The sequence below is a fragment of the Chryseobacterium sp. Leaf180 genome (genome assembly GCF_001424585.1).
Lineage (GTDB): Bacteria > Bacteroidota > Bacteroidia > Flavobacteriales > Weeksellaceae > Chryseobacterium.
Map to the genome: position 1 here is coordinate 713,359 of NZ_LMPJ01000001.1, position 13,782 is coordinate 727,140.

The 13,782-nt window shown below is 37.7% G+C and carries 13 protein-coding genes; 7 read left to right on the top strand and 6 right to left on the bottom strand.

Going from position 1 to position 13,782, the window contains the following annotated elements; all coding sequences use genetic code 11:
- Positions 1-102: 102 nt before the first annotated feature.
- A complete protein-coding gene (gene metG, locus ASG01_RS03255; RefSeq protein WP_055859824.1) occupies positions 103-2,136 on the top strand; it encodes a methionine--tRNA ligase in 2,034 nt (677 codons plus the stop codon).
- Positions 2,137-2,238: 102 nt separating this feature from the next.
- On the opposite strand, the gene ASG01_RS03260 is transcribed toward metG, so the two are convergent.
- On the bottom strand, positions 2,239-2,943 hold the full coding sequence (locus tag ASG01_RS03260) for a class I SAM-dependent methyltransferase (RefSeq protein WP_055859827.1): 705 nt from the start codon (positions 2,941-2,943) through the stop codon (positions 2,239-2,241).
- A gap of 185 nt (positions 2,944-3,128) precedes the next feature.
- On the opposite strand from ASG01_RS03260, the gene ASG01_RS03265 reads away from it, so the two are divergent.
- The 3 genes from ASG01_RS03265 to ASG01_RS03275 all read left to right on the top strand — a co-directional run bounded on the left by ASG01_RS03265 (position 3,129) and on the right by ASG01_RS03275 (position 6,763).
- Positions 3,129-4,271, top strand: a complete 1,143-nt coding sequence (locus tag ASG01_RS03265; protein WP_055859830.1) for a vWA domain-containing protein — start codon at positions 3,129-3,131, stop codon at positions 4,269-4,271.
- Between the two features lie 194 nt (positions 4,272-4,465).
- Positions 4,466-5,920 carry a sigma 54-interacting transcriptional regulator gene (locus tag ASG01_RS03270; RefSeq protein WP_055859833.1) on the top strand — a complete coding sequence of 485 codons (1,455 nt, stop codon included), beginning with the start codon at positions 4,466-4,468 and terminating at the stop codon, positions 5,918-5,920.
- 372 nt (positions 5,921-6,292) lie between these two features.
- Positions 6,293-6,763 carry a DUF962 domain-containing protein gene (locus ASG01_RS03275; RefSeq protein WP_055859835.1) on the top strand — a complete coding sequence of 157 codons (471 nt, stop codon included), beginning with the start codon at positions 6,293-6,295 and terminating at the stop codon, positions 6,761-6,763.
- Here ASG01_RS03275 and ASG01_RS03280 read toward each other — a convergent pair.
- Positions 6,760-7,827: a DUF2891 domain-containing protein gene (locus ASG01_RS03280; RefSeq protein ID WP_055859838.1), complete on the bottom strand. Its 1,068-nt coding sequence runs from the start codon at positions 7,825-7,827 to the stop codon at positions 6,760-6,762. The genes ASG01_RS03275 and ASG01_RS03280 overlap by 4 nt on opposite strands.
- Positions 7,828-7,891: 64 nt before the next feature.
- Here ASG01_RS03280 and ASG01_RS03285 point away from each other — a divergent pair, with 64 nt between their 5' ends.
- Positions 7,892-8,779, top strand: coding sequence for a DUF4349 domain-containing protein (locus ASG01_RS03285; RefSeq protein WP_055859841.1), 888 nt, complete (start codon positions 7,892-7,894; stop codon positions 8,777-8,779).
- 52 nt (positions 8,780-8,831) lie between these two features.
- On the opposite strand, the gene ASG01_RS03290 is transcribed toward ASG01_RS03285, so the two are convergent.
- From ASG01_RS03290 to dnaA, 4 genes are all read right to left on the bottom strand, one after another.
- Complete coding sequence (locus tag ASG01_RS03290; protein ID WP_055859844.1) at positions 8,832-9,209, bottom strand: hypothetical protein; 378 nt, start codon at positions 9,207-9,209, stop codon at positions 8,832-8,834.
- A gap of 71 nt (positions 9,210-9,280) precedes the next feature.
- The gene (locus tag ASG01_RS03295) at positions 9,281-9,979 is read right to left on the bottom strand and encodes an SAM-dependent methyltransferase (RefSeq protein WP_055859847.1); all 699 of its coding nucleotides are present in this window, start codon (positions 9,977-9,979) and stop codon (positions 9,281-9,283) included.
- Between the two features lie 17 nt (positions 9,980-9,996).
- Positions 9,997-10,449, bottom strand: a complete 453-nt coding sequence (locus ASG01_RS03300) for a low molecular weight protein-tyrosine-phosphatase (protein ID WP_055859851.1) — start codon at positions 10,447-10,449, stop codon at positions 9,997-9,999.
- 86 nt (positions 10,450-10,535) lie between these two features.
- Positions 10,536-11,990, bottom strand: coding sequence for a chromosomal replication initiator protein DnaA (gene dnaA, locus ASG01_RS03305; protein WP_055859853.1), 1,455 nt, complete (start codon positions 11,988-11,990; stop codon positions 10,536-10,538).
- Between the two features lie 136 nt (positions 11,991-12,126).
- Between dnaA and ASG01_RS03310 the strand changes: the two genes are divergently transcribed.
- Positions 12,127-12,540: an acyl-CoA thioesterase gene (locus ASG01_RS03310; RefSeq protein WP_055859856.1), complete on the top strand. Its 414-nt coding sequence runs from the start codon at positions 12,127-12,129 to the stop codon at positions 12,538-12,540.
- A gap of 353 nt (positions 12,541-12,893) precedes the next feature.
- The gene (locus ASG01_RS03315; RefSeq protein ID WP_055859859.1) at positions 12,894-13,610 is read left to right on the top strand and encodes a hypothetical protein; all 717 of its coding nucleotides are present in this window, start codon (positions 12,894-12,896) and stop codon (positions 13,608-13,610) included.
- The last annotated feature ends 172 nt before the right edge of the window (positions 13,611-13,782 follow it).

Below are 13,782 nucleotides of genomic sequence, written 5' to 3' on the forward strand. Positions count from 1 at the left end.
ATTATTGCATCAATTTGAGATTATAGAAGAATTTGACAAACTGAAACGGTGATATTTTTACATCAAATTACCGTATCTTTACGATTTAAATTCTACTATAAAATGTCAAACAAAAAGATGATTACAGCGGCTTTGCCTTATGCTAACGGACCGGTTCATATAGGGCATTTGGCGGGTGTTTACATTCCTGCAGATGTCTATGCAAGATTCCAGAGAAGATCAGGAAAAGATGTTGCTTTTATCTGCGGAAGTGATGAGCACGGAATCCCAATTACTATACGTGCTAAAAAAGAAGGCGTTACCCCACAGGATATTGTAGATAAATATCATGAAATTATCAAAAAATCTTTCGCAGATTTAGGAATCTCGTTTGATGAATATTCACGAACTACATCAGCCAATCACCGGGAAACAAGTCAGGATTTCTTTAAAGTGCTTTACGAAAAAGGAAAGTTCACAGAAGAAATGTCTGAGCAGTATTTTGACGAGCAGGCGAATGAATTCTTAGCAGACCGATATATCGTTGGAACCTGCCCAAACTGTGGCAATGAAAATGCCTATGGAGATCAGTGTGAGAAATGTGGTACCACCCTTTCTCCATCAGAACTGATCAATCCAAAATCAATGCTGAGTGGAAATGTTCCGATTTTAAAAGATACCAAAAACTGGTATCTGCCTTTAAATGAATATGAAGATTTCTTAAACAAATGGATTATTGAAGGTCACAAAGACGACTGGAAACCAAACGTTTACGGACAGGTAAAATCGTGGTTAACCGACGGTTTAAAGCCTCGTGCAATGACCAGAGATCTGAATTGGGGCGTTCCTGTTCCACTTCCAAATGCAGAAGGAAAAGTTTTATATGTTTGGTTTGATGCACCGATTGGCTATATTTCTTTCACCAAAGAATGGGCTGAGAAAAACGGAAAAGACTGGAAAGATTACTGGCAAAGTGAAGAATCTGATTTGGTTCATTTTATCGGAAAAGATAATATTGTTTTCCACTGTATTATTTTCCCTGCGATGATGAAGGCTCACGGAGATTTCATTATGCCGAAAAATGTTCCGGCTTTTGAATTTTTGAATCTTGAAAACGATAAAATTTCCACATCAAGAAACTGGGCAGTTTGGGCACATGAATATGTAGAAGAATTTCCGGGACAGCAGGATGTTTTGCGTTACGCATTGCTTTCATCAGCTCCTGAAACAAAGGATAACAACTTTACGTGGAAAGATTTCCAGACTAAAAACAACTCGGAATTGGTTGGGATTTTCGGAAACTTTATCAACAGAGTTGCCGTTTTGATTCATAAATATTATGATGGAATTGTTCCTCAAGGTGACGTAAATGCACCTGAATTACAGGAAATAAATAAATCAGCGAAAGAAATTTCAGGATTTCTCGAAAACTATGAATTCAGAAATTCTTTAACTGCATTAATGAATTTGGCACGTTTTGGAAACCAGTATCTTCAGGCTGAAGAACCTTGGAAAACCATTAAAGACAATCCGGAAAAAGCAGCTCAGTCATTATTTGTAGGTGCTCAGATTGCAGTTGGCTTGGCACAGTTGTGTGAACCATTTATGCCTTTCAGTTCTGAGAAGTTACTGAATATGTTTAATGTTGAAAAATCAACATGGAATGATGTTGAAACTAAAAATATTTTAATTGAAACCGGACACCAGATCAACGAATCGTCTCTTCTTTTCTCAAAAATTGAAGATGATGTGATTGACTTTCAAATCCAGAAATTAGAAAATACAAAACAAAGCAATAAAAAAACAAACCCTAACGCCAACCCCATGAAAGACGAAATACAGTTTGATGATTTCACGAAAATAGACTTGAGAACAGCAACAATTTTAACGGCTGAAAAAGTTGAAAAAGCAGACAAATTATTAAAACTGACTGTTGATACAGGTGTTGACGTAAGAACGGTTGTTTCAGGGATTGCAGAAAGCTTTACTGCTGAAGAAGTAATCGGAAAGCAGGTCATGATTTTATTAAACCTTGCTCCAAGAAAAATCCGTGGAATTGAATCTCAGGGAATGCTGTTGCTGACAACAAAAGCCGACGGAAAACTGTCATTTGTGATGCCTGAGGAAACCGTTGAGAATGGAATTGAGATAGGATAATATTCTAATATTTCAGATAAGAAAAGACGTACAAATCGTGCGTCTTTTTTGTTTGAATATAAAGAGATACTGAGCGCAATCAAAGCATTTTTTCCTGAAAAACTATTTCTTTGTCAGTCTTGCCAGATAAGAATCTTCGTCCTTCACAATCATTTCAACTTTAAAACCATTGTTTACTGCAGCATTTTGTAAAGTATTAAAATCAAGATACAGCCATTTGATAGGATCTTCCGACTCGCCTTTGTAATGAACGATATAATCCAGTTCGCCATAATATCCATTTGCAGGAATCAAAACTCCGCCGTCTTCGTCCTGATCAAACATGTAAAGAATATCTGTGCTGTCGATGAGGATTTGTCCTTTTCTGTTCAGTAAAGAATAAAGTTTCTGTAAATAAATATCAATCACATTCAGGCTTTGAAAAATTCCGGTTCCGTTCATTAGAAGAAGGATCGTATCGAAAGTTTCTGCTGAAAATTCAAGCATATTTTGGGCAGCTGTTTTCTCAATTCCTCTTAATTGGCACACTTTAATTGCCAATGGAGAAATATCCAGTGCCGTAACATCCAATTTTCTTTCATTCTGGAGGTAAAGCGAATGCGAACCCGCTCCAGCCCCAATGTCTAACACTTTTCCATTAGAAAGTTCTAAAGCTTTCTGCTCGATTTTATTCATCTCATCAAAATCTCTGAAAAGATAGTCTACCGGAAGCTCATCGAGTTCGGAAATTGAAGTTTCTGTCTGCAGATCTTCAGTATTTCCGTTTTGAAAATAATCACAGATCGCGCGTCCCATTAAGTCTTTCATTCTGAATTTTTAGTAATAGCAAATATAGGTTTAGACATGGCAAATTTAAGTAGAAATATTATCTGTAAATCTTAGAGGTAGATTATTGTATTTACCAAAATAACAGTCATTCATATTTTCTATTCGCTGATGATTTGATCTGAAATTTAAATTCCCTAAATTGTATGCTATTACAAGAAATACTAATGAAGAAGAAACAGTTTAATTTTAATCAGGGATTTACCTTCAGCAAATACACTCCCGAAGAAGTTTCACACTTCGACCGTGTTTTTGATGTGTTTAAAGATCTTCTCACCCACACTTCCGGAGATATTGAGGAAGCTTTTGAGTGGCTCGAGATGCTCGATAAAGAATACGATATTTTCACCGACGAATATACACTTGCAGATTTTGAAGAAGATCTTCGCAAACGCGGCTATATTAAAAGAGAGGATGAAAATAAAGAAGGAAACACAGGAAGTGGCGAAGGCAAAAACATACTTACTGCCAAGCTGGAAGCAGCTTTGCGTGAGTATGCCTTAGACCAGATTTTCGGAAAGCTGAAGAAAAGCGGCATCGGAAATCACCGGACCAATAAGTCGGGCGTTGGCGAAGATAAAGACGGCGACAACCGTTCGTATCAGTACGGTGATGATCTTTCGCTGGTGAATATGACCGAAAGTCTCAAAAACGCACAGATCAACAACGGAATTGCCGATCTTAGACTTACCGAAGATGATTTAATCGTGGAAGAAACGCGCCACAAAGCACAGATGAGCACGGTTTTGATGATCGATATCAGCCACTCGATGATTCTCTACGGCGAAGACCGCATCACACCGGCCAAAAAAGTGGCGATGGCTTTGGTGGAACTGATCAAAAGAAAATACCCTAAAGATTCGATCGACATTATTGTTTTTGGTGACGAGGCATGGCCTATCAAGATTAAAGATTTACCTTATCTGCAGGTCGGACCTTATCACACCAATACCGTTGCCGGGCTGGAACTTGCCATGGATATTCTCCGTCGGAAAAGAAATACCAACAAGCAGATTTTCATGATTACCGACGGAAAACCGAGCTGCCTTAAACTTCCGAACGGTGAATATTATATGAACAGCGTCGGTCTTGATGAAAGAATCGTTACCGAATGTCTGAACCGCGCTGCGCAGGCACGAAAATTGAAAATTCCCATCACCACATTTATGATCGCGCAGGATCCTTACCTCAGAAAGTTTGTGAATGCATTCACGGCACAAAATAAAGGCAAAGCTTTCCTCACCGGACTTTCAAATCTCGGTGAAATGATCTTTGAAGATTATGAGAAAAACAGGATTAAAAGAATTTAAGAAAATCGACGGCAAAAGTTAAGGGTACAAGTTTAATTTAATAATAATTTGGGCAGCTTATTCCGCCTTCCACTCCCGCTTTTTTGCTCGTCGTACCTCCTCACAAAAAGAGCTCCGTTCAAGTCGGGCTGCGAGATTGATGTTTCAAACACAACTTTAGTTAAAAAATAAAAAAATCATTCCAAGTAAAAAAAATGAAAAACGATACAACATTTAAAGAATTAAAATCTTCAGGATATACACACAAAACCATCAGCCAGGAAATTCAGGATAATCTGATTGCTAAAATTCAGGCAAAAGAAACCGTTTTCGAAGGCCTATGGGGATATGAAGACACCGTAATTCCGCAGCTTAAGAAAGCCATTCTTGCCGGTCATCATATTAATCTTCTCGGGCTTCGCGGACAGGCGAAAACACGTATTGCAAGAAGCATGGTAAGCCTTTTGGATGAATACATGCCGATTGTAAAAGGTTCGGAAATCAACGATTCGCCGTTTGAGCCGATTTCGAAATTTGCGCGCGATCTTGTGGCAGAGAAAGGCGACGAAACACCGATCTCGTGGGTACACTGCTCAGACCGGTTTTTTGAAAAGCTGGCCACACCCGATGTAAATGTTGCCGATCTTATCGGCGATATCGATCCCATAAAAGCGGCAACTCTGAAACTTCCCTACTCCGACGAGCGCGTTTTGCATTACGGAATGATTCCGAGAGCCAACCGCTGTATTTTTGTGCTGAATGAACTGCCCGATCTTCAGGCTAGAATTCAGGTTTCTCTGTTTAATATTCTGCAGGAAGGTGACATTCAGATCCGTGGTTTCCAACTGAGAATGCCTTTGGATATTCAGTTTGTATTCACCGCAAACCCTGAAGATTACACCAACCGTGGAAGCATTGTAACGCCTTTGAAAGACAGAATTGGTTCGCAGATTTTTACACATTATCCGCAGACCGTGGCTTTGGCAAGATCGATTACCGAGCAGGAGGCCACAATTTCTGCTGACGACCGTGCAAAAATTCAGATTCCGGAGCTGGCAAAAGATCTTTTGGAAGAGGTCGCGTTTGCAGCGAGAGACAGCGAATATGTTGATGCGAAAAGCGGTGTCAGCGCAAGGTTGACGATCAGTGCCATGGAGAATCTGTTCGCAGCTGCTAAACTCAGACTGATCGAAACCGGTTCAGATAAAACAAAAATCAGGCTTCTAGATTTCATGTCGATCATTCCATCCATCAGCGGAAAAATTGAACTCGTGTACGAAGGCGAGCAGGAAGGTGCCGATTTCGTTGCTAAAATACTGATTGATCAGGCGGTAATGCTGCAGTTTGAAAGTCTTTTCCCAAGAATTCCGAAACTTGAAAAAGAAGGCATCAAAACGCCATACACCGATTTGATTCAGTGGTTTAATAAAAATTCACTTGAGCTGAATTACAGCGATACAGATAAAGAATTTTACGCAAAACTCGACCGCATCACTCCGCTGAATGTTTTGATTGAAGAAAATATCGATGCGATGAGCGCTGAGGATAAAAACTTCTGCAAAGAGCTGGTGCTTTGGGCGCTTTCTATTAATAAAAAACTTGATAAAAGCGAGAACAGCGCGGCGTTTACGTTTGATTCTGCAGATGTAAAATCATATTTTAAAAATTAAATAAGCAGATTATCCTATACATAGAATCCTTTGCGTTTTGCAGAGGATTTTTTTAATGCTGAATTTCAGAAAAAACAGATCTTGTAGGCAAAACTTTCCCGGAAGTATCTTGCAGTTGTGCAAGGGCAAATCAAGTTTACCCGAAAGTCTTTCGCATGGGTGAAAGAGACTTTCAGGTCTTCCCGAAAAGTTGACGCACGTGTGCTGGGCCCTTTACTCATGAGCTTTTTGGCTTTTATACTATATAACATTGCTATTTCCAAAACTTTAACATTTAGAGTAATAAGCATAATCTTATGTTGAAAAACCGAAATTTAATGTAAAGATTTTCTGTTATTTTTTTTTATTTTAGAGCAACCAAAGAAGAACGTCATGAGAAAAATAGATTCGCTTTTTGCCGAGTACGGTGATAGTCACAGAAACGCTGCCAATAAGCTGATTCACTGGCTTTGTGTGCCGCTGATTTTCTGGTCGATTCTCGGTTTTATTTCTCTGATTCCTTCCAAATCGATCTGCTTTATTTATATCGGATGCATCAGTTTTGTGAGCGTGGCAGCCATAATTTTAGTCACGATATTTTACATGAGACTTTCATTCGTGCTAGGTTTCATTATGTTTTTCCTGATGATTTTGATGGAAAGTTTCGTGTACGGCGTAAATACCAGATACGATCATCCGTGGTCGGTTTACACAATTGTTTTTGTTATCACGTGGATTTTTCAGTTTGTCGGGCACAAAATTGAAGGCAAAAAACCATCTTTTCTGAAAGACCTGCAGTTCCTTCTCATTGGGCCGGTCTGGCTTTTAAGTTTTATTTTAAAAAAAATAAGAATCAGATATTAATCTTCCAGAGCATAGACCGCAAAACTTGAAAGCCAGTGATCGCCTCCATAATTCCCCTGAAACAACAAGGGCAAAGCATTATTAAGAAATATATCTGCGGTACTGCTAAACGTTTTTTTCTGAGGATGACCTGCAGGTAAAACATTCGCGATGCCTTTCATACACCAGCCTTTTGAAAATGAAAGCCCAACGAGATGCACCGTCTGATAATCTGAAAGATCACTCACCACCGGAATTTTCTTGATATTTTCCAGGCTTCGCTGATCATAAAAGGCATCAAACCATTTCACAAAATCTTTTTGAGGCAAAACCCTGCGCATAAGATCGGCAATTTCAAGACTTGGCGAGAAGAAATCTGAACCGTCCGGCTCGAGATAAGCGGGTGTTTTCTCGTCTTTCAGAAAAAAATATTTTGCTTTTTCAGTAAGCTGATTTTCAAACGCCTGATCTTTGGCGGCCCGAGCCCAATCAATCGCAAATGCCATCGCAAACGCTGAATTTGGATGTACACCTGTACGATTTGGGTAGGTTTGTTTTGGGAGATACGTTTTCCACGAAGCAATAATTTTATCGGTAAGCGGTTTTAAATTCTGGTGCCAGATTCTTGCTTTCGGATGATCCCATGTCATCAGTTCTTGGTCAAGTTTTAACAGCCATGCCCAGCCGTAAGTGCGCTCAAATGTTGTCGTGAGCTGATATTTACTAAAATATTCAGCTTCAGACTGGAGATTTTCTTTTGTGAATGATTGATCTAAAATATTTTCGATGTCTTTTGCGACCGACAATGAAGGTTTAGTTTTCAGCAGACGGACGAGCATCCAGTGGCCATGTACTGAAGAATGCCAATCGAAACAGCCATAAAATGCCGGATGTAAAACTTTTGGCGTTAAAGCCGCTTCGCCGGCGTTATTAATGATGTGCGCCGTTTTGTTTGGATATTCCTGAAGAATGCAGTGCAGCGGTTTTTCGGCTAATTTCAATGCCATATCATCACTGAGTTTGGGTTTAGTCTGACTGAGAAATAATCCGGGAAGAAATGCAAAAGCGAGCAGTCTGTTTTTCATGGATTAAAAATAAAAACTAATTCTTAATTTATGATTAAATTTAAACAAATTAAAAACTTGACTCATGAAGAAAATTTTCATTCCTGTTTTTCTCCTGTTAATTTTTAGCTGCAATAATCCTGAAGGACAACCGCAGCTAAAAGCTGATCTGATGGAAGTGATCGATGAACCAAGCGTTGCAGCTGCAGAAATGCCGCCGCCACCGCCTTCAGCAGTTACAAGCACCGATGATGTTTCTGATGCGACAAATGATGAATCTGAAGTCAATAAAAAATCTTCGCTGAATATATCTTTCAATAAAAAAATAGTCAAAAACGGAGCAGTAAGAATTCAGGTGGGCGACATCGGGAAATCTCAGACTAAAGTCAAAGAAGCCATCCAAGATAACGGCGCGTACATACAGAAGGAAGAATTTGACAACAGTGACATGAGTGAAAGTTTAGCATTAACGATACGCGTTCCTCACAGAAACTTTGATGCACTCGTCAACTCGCTTTCAGACGGCGTGGGCTCGGTCCTTTCTAAAAATATTTCGTCGGATGACCTTACTGAAGAATATACGGATGTTTCGATTAAACTTGAAAATAAGAAAATATATCTTTATAAATATCGAGATATGCTGCTGAATGCAAAGACGACGAAAGATATGCTCGAGATTCAGGAAAACATACGTGAACTCGAAGATGAGATTGATGTATCTGAAGGCCGCCTGAAGTTTATCGATGACCGTGTAAATTTCAGCACGCTGGAACTGATACTTTTTAAGGAAAAAGTAAGAACTTCTACAACTTCAACTGTAGGTTTCGGCAGCCGTTTTGGCGACTCATTCACACAGGGCTGGAACAGTTTTGTAGCCTTTTTTCTTGGATTAATTTCTTTCTGGCCTTTCTTCCTCCTGATTCCTTTTTTAATATTTGGATGGAAAAAGTGGAGAAACCGAAGAAAAATATAACAAAAAAATCCGGAGATCTATTGATTTCCGGATTTTTTTACTGATGTAAATATTATGCGTTAAAATGCTCCTTCACCAATTCTAAAACCTGATCTTCAGACATCTGCTGAGAGGTTTCTAAAGTTACTTTAAGATTTTTGAACTGAGCCGTATCATTCAGATGATTTTTAAACTCTTCCTGAATTGTTCCCGGACCAGTTACCAATACTTCTTCAGAATTGATCAGTAAATGCTCAATTTCTTTGAAATACTTTGCCTTATTGGTCTGCTCAGCATTATTTCCGGCATTTTCACTTGAGTTTCCGTGCTGGATGGTAGCTTTTACAGGAGAACATAGGAAAAATTTAAATGCATTCTGAGCATCATGATTTTTTACTACGATGGCTTTCTCTTTATCCATCCACAATCCTGCTAATTTCTTTTCGGTCATGATTATATAATTTTAATGTTATGACCAGAATCACAAAGATGGTGCAAAAGTCATGTTAACGTTTGTTAAACTTATTTTCCTATTAAAAAAATAGCCGGTATTTTGTGCAGTTCAGGCGTCGTTTTCTGCCAGTTTTTAATAGATTTTGTTTTAATCATTTCACCTTGTGGATCGTTGATATTGGCAGCTACACAAAGTTTCGTGTTTGGAGATAATACTTTCGTAAGATCCTCAAAAAGCGGAACATTACGGTAAGGAGTTTCCATAAAAATCTGTGTGAAACCTGTCTTCTGCATTTCACTTTCCAGCTGCAGAATTTTTTTCTTTTTCTCAGATTTATCGATGGGTAAATAGCCGTTGAAAGTAAATTCCTGACCGTTAAAACCGCTTGAAATTAAAGCTAAAATAATCGACGAAGGCCCTGAAACAGGAATCACTTTGATATTTTTTTCATGGCACCATTTCACAATGAGATTCCCGGGATCTGCAATGCAGGGAAGTCCAGCTTCACTGAGGAGCGCAAAATCTTGTCCGTCAAGCATTCTTTCCTGTGCTTCTTTGATGTCGGCACTTTCGGTGTATTTATCCAAAAGGAAAAGCCGCAGATCTGACTGTTTTTTTTCCGGAGCAAAAAACTTGATGACTTTGCGGGCCGTTTTCTCGTTTTCAACAAAGAAAAAATTGGTCTGCATGATGTATTCTTGGATCACCGGCCCAAAATGCGAGACCGGAGTATTTTCTGATAGATAAGCGGGTAAAAGGAAAAGCATACGTCAGATTTTAGTCATTATTTTAAAGTGGAAAGTTTTTCTGCAATCGATTCGCAGGCTGCATCAATTTGTTTAAAAACGGTCTCAAAACCTTCTACACCGCCAAAATAAGGGTCGGCAACTTCGCGTGGTTTCAGATCAGCAGCTTCCATCAGCAAAGCGATTTTGCTTCGCTGCTCATCATTTTTCGCGAGCGATATAACATCTTCAAGATTTTTAGAATCCATACAGTAAATTCTGTCAAAATCTTCCAAATCCTGCGCAGTAATCGGTCTTGAATACTGTTTCGAAATATCAACGCCGTGATTTTTTGCTGTTTCTACCGCACGTTTATCGGGATGTTCTCCTTTATGTAAATCAATTGTTCCGGCTGAGTCTACGAAAAAATCGCCGCCCAGTTTTGTTTTCATAATGCCTTCTGCGAGCGGACTTCTGCAAATATTGCCAAGGCAAACCATTAATATTTTCATTGAATTTTCTTCGCTTTAAAATCAAAATTAAACAAAAAATGAAGAATAAAATATTCTCCATTTATATAATAACAAAAGTGATGTCGCTACATTTTTATCTTTTCTGTCAGCTCTTTCACGTATTTTTTTACTTCTTTATCAATTTTTGAAACATCTTTTATCGTATCGCACGCATACATTACAGTCGAATGATCTTTTCCGCCCATTTCTTCACCGATTTTTGTAAATGTTGCGTTGGTAAATTCTTTCGCAAAATACATCGCCAACTGTCTAGGAAGCGCAATTTCTCTTTTTCTAGTTTTAGATAAAAGCTGCTCGCGCTTAATACCAAAATATTCGCAAACCACTTCCTGAATGAAAGGAATATTTATGACTTTGCGCTGATTTGCGGTGATCTTGTTTATGGTTTCCTTTAAAAGTTCAAGACTTAAATCTGACTTATAAATAGTAGAATATGCTATGACTGAGTTAATAACTCCGATCAGTTCGCGAACATTTGTTTTGGCTTCTGCTGCCAGAAAATCCAGCATATCATCCGTCAGAACAATACCGTCACGGCTTAGTTTGTCAACGATGATTTTTCTTCGTGTTTCAAGATCCGGAGATTTTATTTCCGCCGAAAGTCCCCATTTAAAACGAGAAACAATACGGTCCTGAATATCCATAATATCCACAGGCGCTTTATCTGATGTAAGGATAATCTGTTTCCCATTCTGATGCAGATAATCGAAAATATGGAAAAAACTGTCCTGCGTCGCCGATTTTCCGGATAAAAACTGAATATCATCTATAATCAGTACGTCTACCATTTGATAAAAATTGGCAAACTCGGTCTGTTTATGAGCTTTCGCCGCCGAAATAAACTGTTGAATAAATTTTTCGGAAGAAAGATACAAAACCACTTTATCAGGAAACTGGCTCTTCACTTCAAGACCAACTGCCTGACCCAAATGCGTTTTTCCGACTCCGTAACCACCGTATAAAAATAAAGGATTAAAAGCCGTAGAACCTGGACGTTTCGCAATAGAACGCGCCACAGTTGCTGCAAATTTATTGCTTTCGCCCTCAATGTAAGTGTCAAAAGAAAAATCAGCTTTTAGATTAGAATCAATATTTACTTTCTTGATTCCCGGCACCACAAAAGGATTGACGATATTTCCGGAGAAACCCTGAGGCATCGTTTCCTGCACTTTCGGTGTAGGGACGGTTTTGCCACGCATATTCATCGTCATCGGCTTTTCCTCTCCTGCGGGTTTATTTTCCATCACAGAATACCAAAGTTTTACGCCTTTACCGATGTTTTTCTTCAGGGCAGCAGAAAGCAGCGACAGGTAATTGTCTTCGATATATTCTTTATAAAAATCACTGGGAACCATAAGCGTAAGGTTGTGGTCAACCAACGAAATGGGCTGCACCTTATCAAAAAGCAGGTCGAAAGATTTTTCCAGCTTTTTCAGGTCAGAATTGTCCTCAGCTGCGTTGAGATTATCCCGCATAAACTGAAGGCATTTCTGCCAGATCATCATTAAATTTTCATCCATTTTATGCCCTAGTTGATTATGGTTTTGTAGTAATATTTCGGAGGAAGACAAAGGTGAAGTTTTTTATCCCAAAAAAAAAATTATGCAGCTATTGATTATTAAAAAATATATTTGTATAAAAATTTAACAAAATTTTATGATTCACTCAATACACACATTACGAGTACGTTACGCCGAAACAGATCCTATGAAATACGTATATTATGGCAATTACGCCACCTATTTTGAACTCGGTCGCGTTGAGCTTTTCCGAAGTATAGGGATGTCTTATGATGAGATCGAGAAGCAGGGAATTTGGCTTCCGGTGGCAGAATATTCCATAAAATATTTACAGCCTGCATTTTACGATGAAAAACTGGAAATTCATACTTTTTTAAAAAAAATTCCGAATGTGAGGATTGAGTTTGAATATGAAATTTATAATGAAAAAAAAGTATTAATCACGAGGGCATCCACTACCTTGTTTTTTCTATCTGCAGAAAATAAAAAAATCATAAAATGTCCGGAATTTTTATTTGATTTAATAAAAAATAACTGGATTAATGTGTGAAGAATTATTCAAAATATTATACTAACATTTTCATATTTAAAGTGAAATGGTATCTTAAATTTACTATTTACTAAAAATTCCTCAATATGATTGTAAATAAATAACATTATACAAATTTTTTACTTGAAAATTTAAAATATTTAATCAATTTCTCTTAAATGATTAAAATTTTTAACCAAATTATAATTTGTAGGTGTATCTAATTAATTTTAAATCAGATCTTAATTAATATTTTATTACAAATTATGTAATTTTAACTTATTATTCGTAAATATTTTATTGATTATATGCATATTTTGTATTAAATTTACAATGTTACTGTAAGAGGCAATATTAATTTTAAATACAAAATCATGAAATCAAAAATCTACACACTGTTACTTTCAGGAATATTCCCGTTAGTATTCGCTCAAACCGGAAACGTCGGCATCAACACAAGCAGTCCTACAGCCACACTTGATGTAAATGGAAATACAAAAATCAGAACGACACCATTAGCAGCAACCATGAACAATCATATGATTCTTGCTGTAAACCAAGGCAGTTTTGAAGTTGTAAAAATGGATCCTGCAACGATTGGCACCGAAGGTATCACAAATACTACCGTATTCTCCGCAAGAAAAACTTCAGGTTTTGGTCTGGCAAGTATTGCAATTCTTCCGTCAGGTTATGAAGTCATTAATTTTGTAGCAACTGACCGCACAATAGGTGCAGCTACATTATTAGCCGATTCGGATCATAGTTATGTAGTACCATCTACTGGTATCTATAACCTTAGCTTCACATTCCGTTATGGAAGTGGTCTTCAAACTTCTTTATTATCGACACCTCCCAATGTTGCTATCCTGCGAAATCGTGCTAACACAATTACAGTAATTGATTCCAAGAATTTTAATGGGATAAATCTAGCCATAGCAAATTTAACGATTACTGAAGGCACCATTACCAATCTCTATTCTTTTCAGGCAGGCGACAGAATATCGTTTGGAATGAATCAGACCGGACTTCTAAACGCAGGACTTTTATCTTCCAGTTTTGCGTCGATCAATATTCACAAAGTTTCCAACTAAAATTATCAAATAATAATCAGAGGCCTCACTTTTATAAGTGGGGTTTTTTTTTATGACATTTAGAAAAAACTTTGAATATATATAAATCTGTTACAATCTGCACGAAATTATTTAAATGGCTATTATGATAGAAATCTTCAAATTAAAATATATAATATTCAATATTTTATAA